21 protein-coding genes are annotated in these 19,296 nt (G+C 41.8%); 4 read left to right on the forward strand and 17 right to left on the reverse strand.

Annotated features, from left to right (window positions below):
- Positions 1 to 476: 476 nt before the first annotated feature.
- Positions 477 to 1,229, forward strand: a complete 753-nt coding sequence (locus V7K56_RS16545) for a Mut7-C RNAse domain-containing protein (RefSeq protein WP_334912014.1) — start codon at positions 477 to 479, stop codon at positions 1,227 to 1,229.
- An 18-nt stretch (positions 1,230 to 1,247) separates the two neighbouring features.
- On the opposite strand, the gene V7K56_RS16550 is transcribed toward V7K56_RS16545, so the two are convergent.
- Entirely contained in the window at positions 1,248 to 1,469 is a 222-nt protein-coding gene (locus V7K56_RS16550) for a hypothetical protein (protein ID WP_334911965.1), read from the reverse strand.
- Positions 1,470 to 1,567: 98 nt separating this feature from the next.
- Between V7K56_RS16550 and V7K56_RS16555 the strand changes: the two genes are divergently transcribed.
- Positions 1,568 to 2,545 carry an ROK family protein gene (locus V7K56_RS16555; RefSeq protein WP_334911966.1) on the forward strand — a complete coding sequence of 326 codons (978 nt, stop codon included), beginning with the start codon at positions 1,568 to 1,570 and terminating at the stop codon, positions 2,543 to 2,545.
- Positions 2,546 to 2,655: 110 nt separating this feature from the next.
- Positions 2,656 to 3,138, forward strand: a complete 483-nt coding sequence (locus tag V7K56_RS16560; RefSeq protein WP_334911967.1) for a nuclear transport factor 2 family protein — start codon at positions 2,656 to 2,658, stop codon at positions 3,136 to 3,138.
- Between the two features lie 410 nt (positions 3,139 to 3,548).
- Here the strand turns inward: V7K56_RS16560 and proB are convergent, their stop codons facing one another.
- The 10 genes from proB to V7K56_RS16610 form a co-directional block, all read right to left on the reverse strand.
- The gene (gene proB / locus V7K56_RS16565) at positions 3,549 to 4,658 is read right to left on the reverse strand and encodes a glutamate 5-kinase (protein WP_334911968.1); all 1,110 of its coding nucleotides are present in this window, start codon (positions 4,656 to 4,658) and stop codon (positions 3,549 to 3,551) included.
- A gap of 257 nt (positions 4,659 to 4,915) precedes the next feature.
- Positions 4,916 to 5,455, reverse strand: coding sequence for a YqeG family HAD IIIA-type phosphatase (locus V7K56_RS16570; RefSeq protein WP_104907767.1), 540 nt, complete (start codon positions 5,453 to 5,455; stop codon positions 4,916 to 4,918).
- A gap of 53 nt (positions 5,456 to 5,508) precedes the next feature.
- Positions 5,509 to 6,135, reverse strand: a complete 627-nt coding sequence (locus V7K56_RS16575) for a hypothetical protein (RefSeq protein WP_334911969.1) — start codon at positions 6,133 to 6,135, stop codon at positions 5,509 to 5,511.
- Between the two features lie 233 nt (positions 6,136 to 6,368).
- On the reverse strand, positions 6,369 to 6,941 hold the full coding sequence (locus tag V7K56_RS16580; protein ID WP_334911970.1) for a DUF3727 domain-containing protein: 573 nt from the start codon (positions 6,939 to 6,941) through the stop codon (positions 6,369 to 6,371).
- Positions 6,942 to 7,085: 144 nt separating this feature from the next.
- Complete coding sequence (ruvX, locus tag V7K56_RS16585; protein ID WP_442940066.1) at positions 7,086 to 7,562, reverse strand: Holliday junction resolvase RuvX; 477 nt, start codon at positions 7,560 to 7,562, stop codon at positions 7,086 to 7,088.
- A 1-nt stretch (position 7,563) separates the two neighbouring features.
- Positions 7,564 to 8,820: a GNAT family N-acetyltransferase gene (locus V7K56_RS16590; protein ID WP_334911972.1), complete on the reverse strand. Its 1,257-nt coding sequence runs from the start codon at positions 8,818 to 8,820 to the stop codon at positions 7,564 to 7,566.
- A gap of 207 nt (positions 8,821 to 9,027) precedes the next feature.
- Positions 9,028 to 9,234: a hypothetical protein gene (locus V7K56_RS16595; RefSeq protein WP_334912015.1), complete on the reverse strand. Its 207-nt coding sequence runs from the start codon at positions 9,232 to 9,234 to the stop codon at positions 9,028 to 9,030.
- 124 nt (positions 9,235 to 9,358) lie between these two features.
- Positions 9,359 to 9,850 (reverse strand): hypothetical protein, encoded by a 492-nt coding sequence (locus tag V7K56_RS16600; protein ID WP_334911973.1) that lies wholly within the window; start codon positions 9,848 to 9,850, stop codon positions 9,359 to 9,361.
- Positions 9,851 to 10,043: 193 nt separating this feature from the next.
- Positions 10,044 to 12,188 (reverse strand): pentapeptide repeat-containing protein, encoded by a 2,145-nt coding sequence (locus tag V7K56_RS16605; protein WP_334911974.1) that lies wholly within the window; start codon positions 12,186 to 12,188, stop codon positions 10,044 to 10,046.
- 184 nt (positions 12,189 to 12,372) lie between these two features.
- A complete protein-coding gene (locus V7K56_RS16610; protein WP_334911975.1) occupies positions 12,373 to 12,711 on the reverse strand; it encodes a hypothetical protein in 339 nt (112 codons plus the stop codon).
- A gap of 339 nt (positions 12,712 to 13,050) precedes the next feature.
- Here V7K56_RS16610 and V7K56_RS16615 point away from each other — a divergent pair, with 339 nt between their 5' ends.
- Positions 13,051 to 13,482: a hypothetical protein gene (locus V7K56_RS16615; RefSeq protein WP_334911976.1), complete on the forward strand. Its 432-nt coding sequence runs from the start codon at positions 13,051 to 13,053 to the stop codon at positions 13,480 to 13,482.
- A 38-nt stretch (positions 13,483 to 13,520) separates the two neighbouring features.
- Here V7K56_RS16615 and V7K56_RS16620 read toward each other — a convergent pair whose 3' ends face one another.
- From V7K56_RS16620 to petB, 6 genes are all read right to left on the reverse strand, one after another.
- Positions 13,521 to 13,892, reverse strand: a complete 372-nt coding sequence (locus V7K56_RS16620) for a hypothetical protein (RefSeq protein WP_334911977.1) — start codon at positions 13,890 to 13,892, stop codon at positions 13,521 to 13,523.
- A 95-nt stretch (positions 13,893 to 13,987) separates the two neighbouring features.
- On the reverse strand, positions 13,988 to 15,169 hold the full coding sequence (locus tag V7K56_RS16625) for a glycosyltransferase (RefSeq protein ID WP_334911978.1): 1,182 nt from the start codon (positions 15,167 to 15,169) through the stop codon (positions 13,988 to 13,990).
- Between the two features lie 10 nt (positions 15,170 to 15,179).
- Positions 15,180 to 16,169 carry a GDP-mannose 4,6-dehydratase gene (locus V7K56_RS16630; protein WP_334911979.1) on the reverse strand — a complete coding sequence of 330 codons (990 nt, stop codon included), beginning with the start codon at positions 16,167 to 16,169 and terminating at the stop codon, positions 15,180 to 15,182.
- Between the two features lie 531 nt (positions 16,170 to 16,700).
- Positions 16,701 to 17,144 (reverse strand): ATP-binding protein, encoded by a 444-nt coding sequence (locus V7K56_RS16635; protein ID WP_292744744.1) that lies wholly within the window; start codon positions 17,142 to 17,144, stop codon positions 16,701 to 16,703.
- A 562-nt stretch (positions 17,145 to 17,706) separates the two neighbouring features.
- Positions 17,707 to 18,189, reverse strand: a complete 483-nt coding sequence (gene petD / locus V7K56_RS16640; protein ID WP_094352635.1) for a cytochrome b6-f complex subunit IV — start codon at positions 18,187 to 18,189, stop codon at positions 17,707 to 17,709.
- A gap of 255 nt (positions 18,190 to 18,444) precedes the next feature.
- Positions 18,445 to 19,092, reverse strand: coding sequence for a cytochrome b6 (petB, locus tag V7K56_RS16645; RefSeq protein ID WP_334811263.1), 648 nt, complete (start codon positions 19,090 to 19,092; stop codon positions 18,445 to 18,447).
- Positions 19,093 to 19,296 lie beyond the last annotated feature (204 nt).

Consider the following 19,296-nt stretch of genomic DNA (forward strand, 5'->3'; position numbering starts at 1 on the left):
CAATGTATCTATAAAATCATCCATATTGCAAATAATTCTCAATAGCTTGAGAAAAATAAAAAAGTCAAATTAGGGGTAAATGCTTTACTTCCCCGTACTCCATCTGCGATAAGTTAATAATTAAAAGTAGTGACTAAGTATTAGGAGCGTCACTGACATTAACATTAACAAATTTGCTATTTAGCGTTTTACCTACCTAATCTAACTTCCCGAAGATAGTGTTAGGGTTTGATGATAAGCATCTGCTTTGACTGTAACTGAAGTCAATAAGAAATGCAAGTATTTGAGAATCTTTATGAATTCTTTACAGTTTGTTACCTCTAAAACATTGATGAAATCAAGCTGAACAGGCATTTTATCTTAGAGATATCTTAATATAACAAACATTGATAGCTTCAATCTAATAAATAAAGTTTTACAATTGTGACGAATTGTTGCTAATAAAGGTGCACTTATTAATCCAAATATCTGTAGCTATGGCGATCGCATATTTCTACTTTCATGCAGAATTGAATCATTTTTTACCACGACATCACAAACAAGTGAGAATCTCTCATGTTTTTGAAGAGAAAGCCTCAATTAAGGACATGATTGAATCGTTGGGTGTCCCTCATCCAGAGGTGGCTTTTATAAATGTTAATGGCGAATATGTAAATTTTTCTTACATAGTTTCTGATGGAGACACTATCAATGTTTATCCAATTTCAGCTAGGAAGGTTATTATACCAACCGTTTCTGTTCTGCCGAAACCGCTCAGTATTATCCGCTTTGTTTTAGATATTCATTTGGGGAAGCTTGCGACATCTTTACGACTTTTAGGTTTTGATACTTTATACCGCAATGACTACGAGGACGAGAAATTAGCCCAAATATCTTATACTCAAGGGCGGATTCTCTTGACTCGTGATAAAGGTTTATTGATGCGTAGTTTGGTAATGTATGGGTATTATGTTAGAGATACTAACCCTGAACAACAAATCCTAGAAGTACTGCAACACTTCGACTTGTTTAAATTAATCTCACCATTTAAACGGTGTTTGCGTTGCAATGGATTATTAGAACCTGTAGATAAGCAATCCATTATTGAACAAGTGCCAGAAAATGTGCGATCGCAGATTGATGAATTCCAGCGTTGCCAAGACTGCGATCGCATTTATTGGAAAGGGTCACATTATGAACGATTACAACAGTTTATTGATGCAGTACTTAACTCACAAACAGATGAGTAATTTAATCATGGCAATTATTTAACCACCTGAAATATTGCTACTAACTATTTGACTACCCCCGATTCTGGGATCTTCATCTTCGGAATTCAAATCATCAGGAGTGGGATTTTGCTTACTCTGTCCACTAACTTCTTCTGATTCAATGGGATCTGCCTCTTGAGCTTTATCGACATCAAGGAAAATAGGAGGTTCTTTGGCATGAGAGAAATCAATGAGTGGCTTGGGTTGATTAGGAGTCATAATTTACTAAATTAGTATGGCATTTTCATTAATGTTGAATTTATTTTGCTTGCAAACATCTTTCTTGAGAAAGAAACCACGTATAGGTATAAAAAACTATGACATTAATTTTAGCTCTAGATTTTGGCGGAACTAAGCTAGCAGCAGCAACAGTAAATATCGGTTCAAAAAAGTGGTTGCGTTATGAACGTCGTCTCTCGCCAGTAGGTGCAGATGCTAAAACTGACTTAGAAATTATGCGATCGCTAATATACTCTCTGTTAGAAGATACAAAGCCTGCTGCGATCGGTGTCAGTTTTGGCGGCCCTGTAGATGCTTCCACGGGAAAGGTGCGACTATCTCATCACGTGGCTGGATGGGAAAATATTCCTCTCAAAGCTTTGTTGGAGGATGAGTTTGGCGTTCCTGTTGGTGTAGACAATGATGCTAATGTTGCTGCTTTAGGAGAACATCGTTTTGGTGCAGGACAGGGATACGATAGCCTGTTTTATATAACTGTCAGCACTGGCGTGGGTGGTGGTTGGATACTCAACGGCCAGCCTTGGCGCGGTGCTGGTGGGATGGCTGGGGAAATTGGACATATTGTTGTAGATCCTGCTGGGCCAGTTTGTTTGTGTGGGAAGCGTGGATGTGTGGAACGTTTGGCGTCGGGGCCTTATATGGCGCAAAATGTTAGGGAAATTTTGGAGAACGAACCCCAGAGGCGCAAAGGACTCAGAGATGGAGAGGTTTTGAGGGGTTTGGTGGGGAATAATTTAACGTTGCTGACAGGGCAGTTGGTAAGTGAAGCGGCGGCGGCTGGGGATGATTTAGCGAAGGAAGTTTTGCACAAGGCTGCTTGGGCAATGGGTGTGGGTATTGGCAATGTGGCAAATCTGATGAATCCGCAGCGCTTTGTGTTGGGGGGCGGTGTGACGAAGGCGGGGGAGGATTTTTGGCGGGTGGTGCGTCAAGTGGCGCGGGAGACGGCTTTACCAGAAGTTGATTTTGAAATTGTGCCGGCAGTGCTGGGGGATGATGCGCCTTTATGGGGGGCTGTGGCGATCGCTTCTATAACGAGCATCTCGAATTTGTAAATGTTAAAAGCAGCTTCTTTACGCCCTTGAAACATATTACAATTTTCTCACTGACCTGCAAATGACTGCTAGTTTTGACTTTGCTCTAATAAATTTCAGGTTTATCCTTGATGCATAAAAGATCAAATATTGATTGGATTATTCGGCGAAGCAAAATCATAGAGGTTATTGTTGGTTTTGCCAATGCAATGGATGAAAAGAATTGGCAGAAATTACGAGACTATTTAGCAAACGAAATCGAGATTGATTACTCAGACTTTAGAGGTGAACCACCTCAGCTAGTGACAGCAGAAGAATATGTAAAACAACGAGTTGATGGCTTGGCAGGATTAAGAACTTTGCATATCAGCACGAATCATGAGGTAACAATTGAAGGAAATCTAGCTTATTGCAAGTCAGCGTATTGCATTTATCGAGTTGATCCCACCCTTGAAGCAGGACAAGATCGGCTAGATACGGCAGGAAACTATCTTCATCAGTTGATTCGAGTTAATCAAGAGTGGCGAGTCAATGCAGTCAAGCAAACAGTGGTAGTAATGAGCGGCAATCCGCAAGTGCATGGTGCGCTCCGCAATAGCTCATCGTGGCATTGAATCAAGATAGCTGCGAAAACGGAAATTAAGCTTGAAAAATTTTGTCATGTCTTGATGAACCGAATCTCTAAATCCTTCCTGCCTCATCTCTTTCCCTCTAATTAACTGCTGGAGGCGATTGCTCTCCCTTGTCTCAACTTTTGACAAAAGCACGAACGCTGACATAAAAGCAGTAATCCCCTTCACTATCCATCCCGAAAGAAGCGTTGTTCTTCTGGTAAGTTAACAGTATTTTCTAACGTTTGAGTCATAATATTTTTAAGTAGGTTGGTGTGAATATTTATCGTTGGGATGAGGCAGGAGGAAAGAGGGTTTGAGTCTATTTAATTTTTATTAACATAGTTTGGTTTCTCCACATCGTTCTACTTACTCTCCTGGTTAGTAATTACAAAATTTATTTCATTTCTATCCTAAATCAAAACCAAATTATCTCGGTGAATCACAGTTTCCACACCCGGATAGCCTAAAATTGCGGAAATTTCCCGCGAATGACAACCGCGAATCTTTTGCAATTCATCGCTGTTATAATTCACAAGTCCTCTAGCAATTTCGTTACCATTGCTGCCACACAATTGCACAGCATCCTGTGTGCGAAATTCTCCTTCTACTAGCTTAATTCCAGCAGCTAATAACGATTTTCCCCCTAGAGAAATTGCCGCGATCGCACCTTCATCTAAATACAATTTACCCGCAGGTACAAGTCCGTAAGCTATCCAACGTTTACGCGCTGAAGTTGGTTCGGGTTGCGGTTCAAAATGCGTCCCAATAAGTTCTCCTTGAATAATTTTTTCGATATTCCAGGGAAATCGCCCTTGGGTAATTACGGTACGCACTCCCGCTGCGATCGCAATTCTCGCAGCCGAAATTTTTGTTACCATACCACCAGTACCCCACTGAGAACCTTGGGAACCTGTTTGTATTTGTAATTGAGTTAATTCCTTAATGCTACTCACTAAAGCGATCGGTCGCGCATCTGGCACGGAACGCGGATCGGCTGAGTACAGCCTATCGACATCGGTGAGCAAAAATAGCCAATCTGCTTCTACTAAGCTGGCAACCAATGCCGAAAGGGTGTCATTATCACCGAATTTTAGTTCGTCTATGACTACGGTATCATTTTCATTTACTATGGGGATCACTCCCAGTCCCAGTAATTCCTGAAAAGTGTTGTAGGCGTTGAGATAGCGGTTGCGTTGTACCAAATCACTGCGAGTCAATAATACTTGAGCGATCGCCTGTTGCAAAGTAGTAAATAAATCATCATATATCCGAATTAACCTGCCTTGTCCAACTGCTGCTACAGCCTGTTTGAGTGCGATCGCTTTCGGACGTTCAGTTAAACCCAACCGCGCACAACCCACGCCTACAGCGCCAGAAGAAACCAAAATCACCCGATGTCCTTGGCGTCTTAAATGGCAGAGTGTCTCTGCCAAAGTAGCGATAGTAGAAAGTGCTAATTGTCCCGTTTCTGGTTGAGTTAGGCTGGAAGTACCGATTTTGACAACAATTGTTAGTGGCATCTAAAAAGTGAGGAGTTAGGAGTGAGGAGTTAGAAGTTGAATTTAATTCATAACTCATAACTTCTAACTCCTAACTCAACTTGCAAAGCGCCAATCCCTCTATAGTGAAGGTTGACGCTTTACGGGTGTATATTTACTTAGTATGAGTTAGGGTCTTTTTTGGCTGACCCCATGTTATTAATACTTATGATCCCCGATTTTTTGGTTCCAGTAAGATTCCTTAATTATTTCTTTAGATTTACTTTCCTGACGATTTCTCAACTTTTGTGAATCTTCTTTTTCTTGGGGGTAATAGAGGCTCCCAAAATTTCAGATATCCAAACTTCAAAGTTGCGGACGGGATGAGAACGCAGAGCCGCATCGGCATGAACAATCGGTTCGACTAAAATGGTAAACATTCCCAGACGATTGCCTGCTAAAACATCGGTAAACAAGCGATCGCCTACCATTCCCACTTGATGCACTGGTAAATCCATTCCCCTAAGTGCTGCTCTAATTTTGCGCCGGGAAGGCTTGGCTGCACCTAAGTAGTAAGGTAAGTTGAGCGATCGCGCAATTCCACCAATTCGTGCTTCGCTGAGATTGTTACTTACCAAGCACAGTGCAGTACAGGTACGGATTTGCTCCACCCACTCTCGTAGTTCTGGGGAAGCTATCCCGACTGTAAAGGGTACTAAAGTTTCATCTACATCCAATACTAGCCCTTTAAGCCCGTATTTTTGGATAATATCTGGTGTTAGGTTCAACACTGAACCCTCTAAAATCAAGTCAGGCTGTAAAAAATTGTTCCAGACCATAATCAACAGTCAAATGTAGATAGCGAAGACAGGTGAGCATAACCCAATATAGTTTAGTTAGTCGAACTCCATTTTGGAATATCTTCCTGAACACTTTGAGATAAAATCCCTAAAATCTTATCTATTTCTTTGATGTAATAATTACTCAAATCAATAAATATATAGTTTTCTTCTAACTTCAAAAACTTCCAAATGTCCCCTGTTGTTACTGCGCCGTAAATTTTTCTGATTTCATCTACTTCTTGTCGATTAAACAATTGTGCTGCCAACATTGCTGCTGCACATTGACCTAATCCACCTTTAATATTTTCATTTTTGGCTTCAATAATAACCACTACAGGCACATTAATTGTTAGTTGCTCTTTAAAACGACTGATGATAGAGTCACAATAGCCATTCAGACCGTTTTCTGCATCTACATTAAAATCTGTTCCCGAAAATAAACTAATTGGATAATTAGCCCTGCGTCTTATATCCAACAATATCGGAGTGATAATCATTTCTGAGCCAACTTTTTCAATATTAATTACCAAAGCCAATTCTGTAGTTTCTTCTAAAGAATTTTTGAGTTTCTCACTTGCCTGTAAAGGTTCTATGTCGGCAAATAAATTAGTTTCTTCATCAATGCGGATGCTGAATGACTTTTTAAATTTACTTAATGTAAAATCGCTATAAGCCATTCTCAGCCACCTCATAGCGATTTTGGATTTTGGGATTTTTTAGATTGAAAGTTCTTACTAAAGTCTTTTTCCCAGAATCTTAAACAATACTAATTCTCCCTATTGAGTGTTAATGTTTCATTGCTTCTACATTTAATTGGACATGGTAAAAGGTTTAAGTAGATCGTGATTACAATGAAAAATTACCAATTAAGAAATTCAAAATGAAAATATTACATTTTGAATTTTTAATCTTATTCCACTTCATTAAAAAGATGTTCTTCTAACAGAGGCTGCACTTTACGCAACTCCTCTGGAGAAAGTAATTCAGGTTTACCTGTTTTTGTTATTCGTGCAAAAAACAACAGGGAATCTAGGGGTGTATAAATTGTATACTCCTGATCTTCATCATAGAAGCTAGCGAGTAGCTGTAATTGCTCAGGCTCTAAATCTGCCTCTTCGTCTTCGATTTCTAAGGTGAAGAGTTCTGATTCTTCCACTGGCGGTAAATCACCTGCAACTGTTAGAGCATAAGCTGTGTTCTTGAGTATCAAGTTCTGCTCAGATAGTACAGCTTGTGCATTAGCAAAAATTTGCTCAATGATGGTGTCATCTTCTACCAGAACTGCTTCTTCTTCCTCATCGTCCCCTTCCCAAGAAAAAATTTCTACAGGTGAGTCTACAGGAAGAAGCAAAACGTATTCTTGTCCATCTACCTCTAGGTAACGCTCTACATAACAGTCGAGCGATCGCCCTTTGTCATCGGTTAAAGTGATGGAATCCGCATGAGCGTTATCATTTTCTTCAGGAAATGGAGAGGAAAACATAGCCGAAATGTAGAAGTTTAATAAATAACCAGCAAGTTTGAAAATCGCTTAACTATAGTTAATGACATATTATGCCAAACAAATAGCTTTATACGTAGATACAACTGCTGGCTAATCGTTTTTAGAATATCATGTTAAAAGGTATCAATATTCAATAGCCGCAACTGAGCTGCGGGAGTTGGCACGCTTGATATCCAGCCATTGTTGCAAAATTAAAGCCGCTGCCTTGCGGTCAATTAAACCTTTATGGCGTGATGGGGAGCGGTTTTCAGCTATCAGCAGTTGCTCTGCTTGAAATGAAGTTAATCGCTCATCTATATATTCCACAGGCAAGTTTAGTGCTTTAGCAAGTCTTGTAGTAAATTTCTGAACTTGACGAGCCTGAAATCCTAGTGAGCCATCCATTGAATAAGGTAAGCCCATAACTAGAACTTGCACCTCACGTTCATTAACGATTTGTCGGATTTGCTTGACATCCTGCTCAAAAGATGTGCGCTCAATTGTGGTGATACCCGTGGCAATTAAACCCGTGCGATCGCACCCAGCCACACCAATCCGTTTGCGACCAAAATCTAGTCCCAATGCGGAAATAAACGGTTTTGGTTGCTCTTGGGATATCACACTACTTCTCCTGCTGTCCATCTGCTGATTCAGCAATCGGCGATGTTTCTATGCTAGGATTTTTTACCGAAAAGTTAATCGGTTCTGGCTTGCTTGGCAGAGGTTTATCTGACGATGGCAACTTTCCTGGTTGTATCCATGACATCCCACCTGGTATAGGTTTACGAGTCGGTTGTAAACCTTGCAGCATATCAGTCCACTGCATTCCTTCTAAGGAGACGAATTTCGACTCTCGTAGCTTGTGCCATACAGAGCGAGACATCACTAATGTATGTTCTATGCGTTTTGCTCCAATTCGCTCTAAATATTCTTCTCGTTCTGCCTGATAGTCTGAGGATGCTAGTTGTAACCCTTGCTGGGGAAAATCTTGGGCTATACGAGCCAGTTGAGATAATAATTCTGGATAAAGCCAAGTGTAAGCAGGATGAACTGTCAGCGTTGCAGCATGGGGAACTTCACCCTTGCGATCAAGTTGCACCTGAAAATAGCCGATCGCAGCTTTGCGTTGCGGTTCAAATACATAACCACTGACTACTTCTGTTTTGGTCAGCCATTGCTTGACTGCATCAGTTAAAGCACCGAACAAGCTGGTTTTAAAATCGCGGGTATTGCGATCAAAAACCTGACGCACCAGAGGTGGCATCGATGCCGTATCTAATTGATATAGCAACTGGGCATCAGCATTACTCACAGGCAAGAGGTTGGGCAAGTCTGGCTCTGCTTGCGCCAATTCAGCCAGTAATTCTGGACCTATTTCCCAGTATGTCATTTCTGCCAGACGCTGGAATCCATTTTGCCGATATAATGCCAGCGCCTCTATGTCATTGATGTTAACTTCTAGTAGCCAAGTGCGAGCTTCTAAAATCGACTCAAAGCAATGACGCAAAAGTTGCGAACCAATTCCTTGTTTATCGACACCACGTTCTAGTAACACTTGATCGATCCGCCAAGTGCTGCGTGTCCGGTTAAAGGGTGACACTTGAACCATCCCTAAAAGTATCCGTCCTTGCTCTGCGACATAAGCACAGAGGCGATACTGTAGCGGGTTAGGAAACCAACTTAAAAATTTGAGTAATCCATACCAGCGACGCAGCCTTTGCATCTGGCTGATGGCAAAACCTGCTCCCTTCGGAGTAAGGGCTGCGAATGACTCTTGAGTTATGCGCTCAATTCCGTCCAGATCCCGGTATTGGACTGGTCGGATAACAACGCTGAGGTTTCTGGGAAGTAATGAAGTCATTTTTATTCGAGCCGCCATGTAGCCTTAACTAACTGCTCTTCAAAAGAACGAACTGCTGCAATAATCTTAACTAGTTTCTGCTCTCTACTATTGTGCCAAAAGGGTGATTTTAGTAACTTAATACTTAAAAAGCAGAAAAAGCAGACTTTGTGAGAATACCATTGATATTGACCCAACAACATCTGCCCTTATTTTATTTGAATTTTGATGAAAATTTGTATATATTTATAACCCTTGCCGAGAAACTAGCTTTTCAAAGTGGGCTTGGGTTTGATGGAGTAATTGGTGGCGACTATCTACCAGTGTTTGCTTTAGCGTTGGAACAAGATTGCGAGCTTGCAGAGTCATGTGAAGTTGCAGATTGGCAACATATTCACTGAAATCTTGATTCAATTCATCTGCGTCGGCATGTGTTAATAAATTTGATTCCATTGCCACTGTGTTCTCCTGTGTTAATCCTGTGCTGTCTCTCTTCATGACCAAAAACTATCACGTTGTTTGGACTAACTTCTTGATTTGCAATGAAGTTTAACGCTTCTGAGGGATAGCGTGCCCCTTAAAATCTCAAACCAACGCCACCTTGTACAGAGATAGCTGTACCACTGCTATCTCGGTAGGCATCAAAAGCAATAATAGCATTGCCAAAAAGGACAGTATTGCTATTTGGAATCATATAATCAATGCCCGGTTGTAAGGCAAAACTAATTTTGTCACCTACAGGAGAAGAATCACCACCACCAGCTAAAACTAATCCCGCGCCCAGGTAGGCATCAGCCTGCCAGTTGAGGGGTAAATCGTAAGAAACCGTTGGTACAACAGCCGTATTACTACCAATTAATACTTGGGCACGCAGTGAAAGTGGTGCTTCCAAAAGCTTGTAGCGCCCTGCAATCACCCCCCCAAATTGGATACCATCGGTAAAACCAATAGTGGGGCCAATACCGATATAACTGCCATAAGCTACTTGAGCTTGTGCTGGTTTAGTACTCGCCAGACTCAAGACCAAACCAGCCCCCAAAACTGAAACCAAAGATGGAATATATTTCATAACCAACTCCTCACACCAATTTGTCATTTGTCATTTGTCATTGGGCATGGGGCATGAGGCATTGGGCATTGAAAAGAGACAGAGTAGACAAGGAAGAGGGGGAAGACCAGGAAGAGATTTATTTAATAATTCCCCCTTGTCTCCCTTGTCTTTTTGTCTCTTCATTTCCCTGATCCTCTCTGCTCCCTCCATTCTACGGGCAACGGGGATGAATGCCTCCTTGAGTACAAATGTACGCTAGTTGCTTGGCATCTAAATTTTTGGCTTGAGAAAAATCAACCCCTTGGATTACAGCAGATAATGAGCCTAAATCTGGGGTTTGGACAAATTGATCTGCTGGATCTTGTTTGCTAGGAGCAAGAATTGCCCCCTTAAAATCTGCTCCAGCGACATTTGCCCCTCGTAAATCTGCAAGGCTCAGGTCAGCATTTTGCAAGTTGACGTTTTCCATTTGGGCAGAACGTAAAACAGCACCAGTTAAACGAGTAGCACTAAGGTTAGCATTGCTAAGATTAGCACGATCCAAATAAGCTCCTGATAAATCTGCCCCTTGCCAATCAGTGTTAGTTAAGTTGGCAAAAGATAATTGCGTTCCTATAGCAGTGGCGCGACCTAAACGCGCTGCATACAGATTGGCTTCGTTCAATTTGGCATCGCCTAAATCTGCCCCAGTCAAGCTGGCTTTTTCCAAAACTGCATTTCGCAGATCGGCTCCTACTAGTTGGGTGCTGTTGAGTTTAGCATCATATAGACGCGCGTTGGATAAGTTGGCTCTGTTAAGAGTGGCGCGACTCAAATCGATTCGGTTCATCAAGACGCGACTGAGGTTAGCATCAGTGAGATTGGCTTGCTGCAACTGAGCTTGGCTTAAATCAGCCATTACATCGTCGTAGGTATCCCAGCGTCCATCCTCACCCACACTCCGAAAGCGGGTACCCTTAAAGCTGGCTTGGTTAAGATTTGCAGATTTAAACTTAACTCCTGATAAATCAAGATTGTCCAATACTAAGTTGAACAAGGAACTTCCTGAACTACCGCTTTGACCTAATTGGGTTCTACTAAGGTCAACACCCTCGATTTTTTTACCGCTGTAAACAGAGAGAATCTTGTTGATTGTCCGCTGGTTTCTTTGTAGCCGCCCTTGCCGTAATTCACGCTCTTTGGTTGCAGTGCTACCTACAGATTCCAGTTCACTGACCAAAAACTGATTCTTATTTTTGAGTTCCGGGATAGCTTGGGGACCGACAGTTGTCAAAGCTTGTTGAATCGTATCCAGAAGGCTGGGGTTAGTTTCACTAACCAAGAGATTCGCTAGAAATTTGATGGACTCTGAGTCATTAAGACCACCCATAGCCAGAATTGCACTTTGACGTTGCTCATTAGTCGCCCCAGAGTTGGGAGTCAATTGTTTGACGAGTTCGAGGAATTGTTGGCTATTGATTTGCTTGGTTGCTCGCTGGGATTGCTGAATTTGGATATAAACTTGAGTGCCAATTAAAGTTGCCAGCACAGCAGTCATACTCGTCAGCCCTACCCCAAACAAAGTCAGATTGGGATTTTGCTGTATCCGCCGCCACAAATTAGGCGACTGGCTGGTTTGATCTGTCGCTAATTCTTCACCCTCCTGCCATTCTTCTACTTCTTCATTACCGTCAGCAGACTGAGCTTGTCTGTTGCTAGCTAAAACTGCTGCATCAATGGTATAAGTACCCGCAAGTTGATCGTGTAGTGCGCGACGCCCCCGACGCGACGGTAAGCCTATCCCTTCACCCACAATCATTAATAAAGACAAAAATGTGAATAATCCTAAATTTGGAAAAGCAAAGCTGTATCGCCACAGCAGATAGGCGATGGAAATGGGTACAGTCCAACGCCCAACGCCTTCTCTAATCACAACTGCCCCCAATCCAGGTGGCTTCCCTTGCTCGTTGACAACCTGCACTTTTAACCAACGTTTCCCAATTGTGCTACCAGTCTTAGCTAGTAAATACAATTGCCACCACGAAAGAGTTACAGGCGCTAACAAGGCGATTGTCCACAAAATATTAGTCGGCCATGCTACGTTACGGATGCCATAGCTCACAGGTAGAGCTAGGGGTCTGGCGATCGCTCTTTCTGTGACTACCAGTACGGGATTAAGCGGCACTCGGTTGAGATCGCTTCTAGAATTGGCATAGACACCAATGCCAAAGGGAATCAACCCACTAGTAACCACTAGTGTGATTTCAGCCGCCCAAGCAGCAAAACGTCTACTTGCTAGCAGTAGCGAATTGGCTCTTTCCGATTTTTTTGACTGACCAGATTGATTACTAGTTCTCCTGACAATTGGTGACGTCATCGTATAGTTTCCTTTGATATTATTTTTACGCCGCGATCGGCACAATTAAAATAGACTAAGCTAATCAGCAAAAAGAAAAGCATATTGAAATAGAATTCAGGAGTTATGAGAGTCAGGAGCCGTTTGTATTCTGGCTCCTGATTCTCATAACTCCAGGCAGAGTGCAAAGTAAATGCATATCAACTTATTGCTTGCGTTGAAAGCTACCAGACACAAAAAATTTGTATCCAACATACACTAACACTGCCAAAAGCGCCAGACTGATTACAGATGCAACTAGTTTAAATACTGCTTGCAGTATCGCCAAGCCTACTAGTACCGTCACACCCGAAACTACCAGCTTTTTCACACCAGATAAGCTGTTGAACCAAATCTGAAATCGCTCTAGTTGCAAGTTGAAGCTGGCAAAAACAGACTGAGGCGTTTGTTTTTGTTCTCGTGAAACTACCCCAGGCGGGGAATTAATCTCTGCCTCTAGTTTATCGAGGCGACGCTGTAAGTCTTCTTCTGGTTGAGGATTCATCAATCTTTCCTACCTCATTAGCATACTTATTCAACAATAGACCAAGCAAATTCTATTTTTGATGGTTGTCTTAGTGATTTTAGCTAATGTCTGTGAGTGCAAGACCTTTCTGGACAGGGAAAAATTATGTTTTTTTTGTTGCCTTCCAGACATCAATTGTAGAGACGTTGCAATGCAACATCTCTACAGATATATACCTATTAAATCTTCACAAATAATCCTTAACGAACTGGTATTGCTTTATACGGCTGCTTTGGGAACTAAGACGGATTGCTGTCGTCTATATAGATCAGACTGTATAACAATATTGCTCTAAAAAAATCTGGAGCATTAATTAAAATGAAGACGCTTAGGCTACTTGCAATTATTCCCACAGCTTTGGCGATGAGTTTGGTTTTCACTGAGGCTAATTTGGCACAGACACCAACAATCCAAATTAATCGGAATTCCCAACCAGATCCGTTGATTTTGAACGGAAAGTCAGGGGGAACTGTTAAAAGTAATTGTGGCAATATTACCAGTGAACCTAATCAAGTTATCCAAGTTACAGAGTCACTACCTTATTTGCGATTAACAGTAGAAAGTAAAGGGAAGCCAACACTGCTGATCGACGGGCCTGGGGGACGATTTTGTGTCCTAGCAGATAGTTATTCTGGAGGTAAGTCAGAACTTTCTGGTTATTGGCAGGCAGGAAAATACTCGCTGTATGTAGGCGAACTATCCCTGCAACAGTATACTTACACCCTTTCAATCTCGCAAAAAAATAAATAGTTGTCATTAGTCATTAGCAAAGGACAAATGACTAATGACTATTCTTCCAGTGATTTGGCTGGAACTTCGACAGCAGTGACATCAATTGTGCCTTCTGGTGTGAAGCGCTGAAAATGACTATTTTGTACTAACAGTAACTCCTTACAGTTAGGACATTGCAACTGACTGTTATTTAAACCTGTAAATTCATATCCACAGACGGGACACCCATCGGCAACCAAGTTGCGTTGCAGCCACCAGCGAAAGCCAAAAAAAGCCACAATAGGTGCCAACAACAGCAACCCGAAAATAATTAACAATGAATTAACCAACCAACCCAAGCCCACTGATGCTAGCAACCAAATAACTGCCAGCAGGGTGAGCCAAGGGCGGAGATTTAAAAGATTCAATTGAAATGACTTAAAGCTCATTTTTTAAATATCGTTCTGCTCTCCTTCTAGGATAGCGATTTTAGTCATTAGTTTATGACTCAGTTTATGAGTCATTTGTTATTTGTTATTTGAACTCAAATGCGCTTTATTACTGAGGATAGCAGCATTTTTTGCAAGTGCTGTTGGAAGGCATTTATGCCAAACAAAGCGATCGCCTGTTCTCGCAGCCACTCTCCATCACATCGCTGGTCATCCCCTTGAAGCATTTCTATACAAGCTGCTGCTACAGCATCAGGACTGCGGTGTGGTACTCGCCATCCCAGTTTACCATCCTGCAAGGGGTCAGCAGAACCATCGTTGTCACCGGATAATACAGGTACTCCACAAGCCATTGCTTCTAGATAAACTATGCCAAAGCCTTCTTGCGAAGGCATAATATAGGCGTCAGCAAGGCGGTAATGTTCCATTAATTCTTCTGTGGCAACGAAACCAGCAAACACAACGCGATCGCTCACACCTAAATATGCAGCAAGTTGAGCTAATCGCGGTTGGTCATCGCCGCGACCAATTACCAAATATTTCACTTCTGGGAAAACCTGAGCGATTTGTGGTAATGCCCGAATCGTGACATCTACACCCTTGTAAATATCTCCTGACCATAACCGTGCTACTGTCATTAACACTTTCGCATCAGTTAAGCCATACTTCTGGACTAATTCTGCTTGTTTGGAACCAGGAGTAAATTTGTCCGCATCAATTGCACAAGGCAGCATCTGTACCATTTTTGGGTTTAGACTATTGGCAATACAAGCGCGATCGCGGCTGTAGCGACTAATTGTCCAAATTCTATCTGCTGATGTCAGGGCGCGACGTTCCTGATTTTTCAACGGTTCCCAGACTTCTTTGCCGTAAGTTAGCACAGTGTAAGGAATCCCCAAGGGCTGACAAAGTGTTTGGGTTAATACTACTAAGTTAATGTGACCGCAGAAAACCTGCTGCGGACGGCTCTGCAACAGACACTTCAGTAAAGCCGCTGCCATTTGCAATCTCCCCAAATAGGGAGACTGATTTTTAAAGTAATGAAATTTTAAGTTCTCGTCTTCAAACGGATTCAAGCTATCAGCACTATCTCGCAGTAAAAAAACTTCTGCCTTGTAGTCTTGGCTCAATCCCAGATAGGCGCGAAAAATATCTTTTATATACGATTGAATACCACCTTCGTGAGCAAAAATTTCTAAAAACACGAAGACATGGTTAGTTTTTTTGTTAATTTTATCACCTAAATTTAGGTTTTTTGTCACTGTAGTGATTTGCATCTTAGATTATTTACACTCGCGGTAAGGGTGCGAGCGCACCGCTTTGTAATCGCTCCAAATCTGTTTTTACCATTTTTTCTAAAAGTTCCTCAAAGCTTACTTGGGGTTCCCAGCCAAGGTTTCTTTTAGCTTTGCTGGGGTCAGCTACTAGTTGAAAATGCTCGTCTTGTCGCAACAAGCTAGTATTTAATACTACATAGTTTGTCCAATCCAATCCGACAGACTCAAAGGCTGTGGCAACTAAATCCCTAACACTATGCAGTTTACCAGTGCCAATCACATATTCTTCTGGCTGATCAATTTGCAACATTAGCCACATGGCCTCTACATAATCACCTGCAAAACCCCAATCACGTTTGGCATCGAGATTACCCATTTCTAAGGTGTCAGTTAAACCCAATTTAATTGATGCAGCCGCCAAAGAAACTTTGCGTGTGACAAACAAAGGTGCGCGTAGAGGAGACTCGTGATTATATAAAATTCCACTACAGGCAAATAGTCCATAACGCTGTCTGTGATGCACCATCGTCCAGTGGGCGTGCATTTTAGCCGCAGCATAAGGATTTTTAGGACGAAAAGCGGTTTCCTCATCTTGAGGCGAGAGGAATACATCGCCAAACATTTCTGAACTACTGGCTTGATAAAATCTGGTAGACAAACCAACTTTTCGTACTGCTTCCAAGAGCCTAGTAGCTGTACCAGTTATTAAATCCAGGGTTCCCAATGGGTCGTTCCAAGAGTCGGGTACAAAACTGGGAGCCGCCAAATTATAAATTTCTTGGGGACGCAGTTGTTCAACTGCGGTCAACAGCGCTGCATTGTCCCTCAAGTCAACCGTAAAAATTTCTACCTGATTTGCCAGTATTCCCAGTTTTGTCAAATTAGGTTGTCGATGTGGGGGTACTAATCCAACAACTCGATAACCACGGTTGAGGAGCAAATGACTGAGATAGTAGCCATCTTGACCAGTAATTCCTGTAATTAGGGCTGTCTTAGTCATATTTTGTCCCCTATTCTGTCTATCTCTTTAAGCACTAAATAGCACTTGTTGGAGAACAAACATTAAGACTCTCAACACTGCTGACAAATCTTAACAAGGGAGCTTGTGTAACTCGAATGCTATTTTTACTATATTCACTAATTCTTTTTATACAAAAATCTTATTTGAGATTTTACAAAAAAATCATAATGAATAAGCAATTTCACGTAAAAAACATATTACTCCTATTCAAATAATATTGAAAAAGGAGTATACTTTTATCAATCAAATAACTATGTATTTCAGCCAAAACTGCTCTATTTTAAAGTGAGTGGCTCAATTTTGAGCAAAATTTTTGTTAGCTTGGTGACGACTATATAAGAAGTTTTATTTGGTTGACTCCTAAGTACCATCGAGTTAGCAAGAGAGCGTTGTAGAGAAGACAAGCCCTCGTTTTTTGTTGGTATTACTTCCCTACGCTCCACTCCACTCACAAGCCAAAATTGACATCAGAAGTATTCTTACCTTCCTTTATCCTTGACTATTTCACTGTTACTTTTGTGCTTCTACAGAGTATTTGACAATGAGCAAGCAATTTCTACCATCCGCACCACGTTCGTATACAACCCGGTCAGCCAACCGCCGGAGGAGAAACCATCCATATCCACCGACTTGCAGAGTACCTGGGGCTGGCTCTGCGATCGCATCAGGATTGAAAGGTTTTCCGTAATCCCAAATTCTAATCTCTAGTCGGTCAATCCACAGATAAACGTTAATCTCAATGGTTGTTTCCGGGGGTAAAGCATGATGAGCGTGACGAACAGCGTTGGTAAAACCTTCTGCTAATGCTAAATTGAGGCGATCGAGTTGGGTTTTTGACCAGCCAAGTTGAGACAAGTGTTGCAGACAAAATTGCTCAAACCATTCTTGCACCTGGTTTAAGAGCCTGAGTTCGCTCTTAACAGTCAGATGGTCTTGCTGCACTATACTAAGCATTAACTGTGAGTTGAATATAAGTAAACCCAAGTTGCTAGTTATTAAATTCTGCGCTGTTCGCAAAATTTCTCTCGCATCAAAAAATCTAAATTGACATATTCTGTGTACCAAAATACAAAACATGAATGATTTTGGCAGTTTGAGGGTTGTAACTAGCAACTTACGTTAAGTAAGAAATGTTTGTATTTGTTGACTTTTGATGATTTGAGATTTTGGAATAGATTTTCCATCCAAAACTTCAGATCCCAGATGCAGTCTGAAACTATATGAAGAAGAATTCAGAATGCAATCAGTGGGGGATTCACATCTCCCACTGTATTATTGACCACTAATAAAAGCATATTTAGTGGGGGGACTTAAACCCTTTTATTCAGATGCTCTTGCTAGCTTGCTTAAAAGTAGGCTACGCGAACTAGTTTTGCGTAGCGCTATTAGCTAATTTGATTCTGAATTTTGGCTTCTGGCTCTCTTGTTAAAATTGACGCCTGTTGATTGTTTTCAAAAGCACATCTGCATCTGCTCTTGAAACTCACAGGCGTCAAAGCACTTTCTAGTGACTAATTTAGAATAGTCCCAAGGTCAAAGATTTATCCAATGGCAAAGCAGCACCAATACCTAGCCACAGGGTGACAAGAGTCCCAACGAGGAATACTGTGGTTGCAACTGGACGGCGGAAGGGGTTTTGGAACTTATTCACGTTCTCAATAAAGGGAACGAGGATTAGACCTACTGGTACGGAACCCATTGCTAACACTCCTAAAAGTTTATTAGGAAGCGATCGCAAAATTTGGAAGACTGGATACAAGTACCACTCTGGCAAAATTTCCAATGGTGTGGCGAAAGGATTTGCTGGTTCGCCGGTCATTGCGGGGTCTAGCACAGCTAGAGCTACAATCGCAGCGAAGGAACCCATGATCACAATTGGAAAGACGTAAAGTAAGTCATTAGGCCAAGCTGGTTCACCATAGTAGTTGTGACCCATGCCTTTAGCGAGTTTGGCTCTTAACTGAGGATCGCTCAGGTCAGGTTTTTTTTGTGTTGACATTTTGAAATGTGTTCTCCTGCTTAAGTTAAATTAAAGCATTTATGAAAGCTATCAGCTACTAGGCAACCAACAGGCAAGAAACAGCGTTTTTATATCTACAGTCATCTGCCTGAAGGTTTTCTACAGCTTTCGGCTTCAGATACAAGTATTTGTTTTTTGGAACTTATGTGCAATTAACTTCTTGTGTTTCATAAGTTTAAAACAAACAACTCGATCTGAAAACTAACAAATGTTGCCTTTCGCTAATAGCAAAGATTACAAAGGCCCGGAAATGCCTTGCTTGCGGATCATCAAGAAGTGAAACAGCATGAAGACTGCAATTAACCAAGGCAGTACAAATGTGTGTGCGCTGTAGTAACGAGTTAATGTTGCTTGACCAACACTCGAACCACCGCGCAGCAGGTCGGAAATCAGAACGCCAACTACAGGAATTGCTTCTGGTACGCCGCTAACGATTTTCACAGCCCAGTAGCCAACTTGGTCCCAAGGTAGGGAATAGCCGGTGACTCCAAAGGAAACAGTGATCACAGCCAGGATGACACCACTTATCCAGGTCAATTCGCGGGGCTTTTTGAAACCACCTGTTAGGTAAATCCGGAAGACGTGCAAAATCATCATCAGCACCATCATACTGGCAGACCAGCGATGGATAGAGCGAATTAGCCAGCCGAAGTTGACTTCATTCATGATGTACTGTACTGAGGAGAAAGCTTCAGCAACTGTTGGCCTGTAATAGAACGTCATGGCAAATCCAGTAGCAAACTGGATGAGAAAACAAACCAGGGTAATTCCACCTAGGCAGTAAAAGATATTGACGTGGGGAGGGACGTACTTGCTAGTGACATCTTCAGCGAGCGCCTGAATTTCTAGGCGTTCCTCAAACCAGTCGTAAACGTTGGCCATACAATCTCAAGTCCCTAAGAATCGGTTGCGGTTGATAAATCCCGAAGTTCTGAATCGGCAGAAGCCATCGCTCAGACTTCTCTCCCAACTAGTAATTTTGGGATTTTAGTAAAGGGGAGTTTTTAGGAAAGCTTTTCAGCTTTTGGCGTGCTAAGAGACTTCAGAAACTTTACACTCTGTAAAGATGGAATATATTGCGATCTC

Source organism: Nostoc sp., from assembly GCF_036917535.1.
GTDB lineage: Bacteria > Cyanobacteriota > Cyanobacteriia > Cyanobacteriales > Nostocaceae > Nostoc.

Excerpts from the sequence above, each read along its gene's own strand:
- V7K56_RS16545 (WP_334912014.1), top strand. The coding sequence starts at position 477 with ATGGCGATCGCATATTTCTACTTTCATGCAGAATTGAATCATTTTTTA.
- V7K56_RS16550 (WP_334911965.1), bottom strand. The coding sequence starts at position 1,469 with ATGACTCCTAATCAACCCAAGCCACTCATTGATTTCTCTCATGCCAAA.
- V7K56_RS16555 (WP_334911966.1), top strand. The coding sequence starts at position 1,568 with ATGACATTAATTTTAGCTCTAGATTTTGGCGGAACTAAGCTAGCAGCA.
- V7K56_RS16560 (WP_334911967.1), top strand. The coding sequence starts at position 2,656 with ATGCATAAAAGATCAAATATTGATTGGATTATTCGGCGAAGCAAAATC.
- proB (WP_334911968.1), bottom strand. The coding sequence starts at position 4,658 with ATGCCACTAACAATTGTTGTCAAAATCGGTACTTCCAGCCTAACTCAA.
- V7K56_RS16570 (WP_104907767.1), bottom strand. The coding sequence starts at position 5,455 with ATGGTCTGGAACAATTTTTTACAGCCTGACTTGATTTTAGAGGGTTCA.
- V7K56_RS16575 (WP_334911969.1), bottom strand. The coding sequence starts at position 6,135 with ATGGCTTATAGCGATTTTACATTAAGTAAATTTAAAAAGTCATTCAGC.
- V7K56_RS16580 (WP_334911970.1), bottom strand. The coding sequence starts at position 6,941 with ATGTTTTCCTCTCCATTTCCTGAAGAAAATGATAACGCTCATGCGGAT.
- V7K56_RS16590 (WP_334911972.1), bottom strand. The coding sequence starts at position 8,820 with ATGGCGGCTCGAATAAAAATGACTTCATTACTTCCCAGAAACCTCAGC.
- V7K56_RS16595 (WP_334912015.1), bottom strand. The coding sequence starts at position 9,234 with ATGGAATCAAATTTATTAACACATGCCGACGCAGATGAATTGAATCAA.
- V7K56_RS16600 (WP_334911973.1), bottom strand. The coding sequence starts at position 9,850 with ATGAAATATATTCCATCTTTGGTTTCAGTTTTGGGGGCTGGTTTGGTC.
- V7K56_RS16605 (WP_334911974.1), bottom strand. The coding sequence starts at position 12,188 with ATGACGTCACCAATTGTCAGGAGAACTAGTAATCAATCTGGTCAGTCA.
- V7K56_RS16610 (WP_334911975.1), bottom strand. The coding sequence starts at position 12,711 with ATGAATCCTCAACCAGAAGAAGACTTACAGCGTCGCCTCGATAAACTA.
- V7K56_RS16615 (WP_334911976.1), top strand. The coding sequence starts at position 13,051 with ATGAAGACGCTTAGGCTACTTGCAATTATTCCCACAGCTTTGGCGATG.
- V7K56_RS16620 (WP_334911977.1), bottom strand. The coding sequence starts at position 13,892 with ATGAGCTTTAAGTCATTTCAATTGAATCTTTTAAATCTCCGCCCTTGG.
- V7K56_RS16625 (WP_334911978.1), bottom strand. The coding sequence starts at position 15,169 with ATGCAAATCACTACAGTGACAAAAAACCTAAATTTAGGTGATAAAATT.
- V7K56_RS16630 (WP_334911979.1), bottom strand. The coding sequence starts at position 16,169 with ATGACTAAGACAGCCCTAATTACAGGAATTACTGGTCAAGATGGCTAC.
- V7K56_RS16635 (WP_292744744.1), bottom strand. The coding sequence starts at position 17,144 with ATGCTTAGTATAGTGCAGCAAGACCATCTGACTGTTAAGAGCGAACTC.
- petD (WP_094352635.1), bottom strand. The coding sequence starts at position 18,189 with ATGTCAACACAAAAAAAACCTGACCTGAGCGATCCTCAGTTAAGAGCC.
- petB (WP_334811263.1), bottom strand. The coding sequence starts at position 19,092 with ATGGCCAACGTTTACGACTGGTTTGAGGAACGCCTAGAAATTCAGGCG.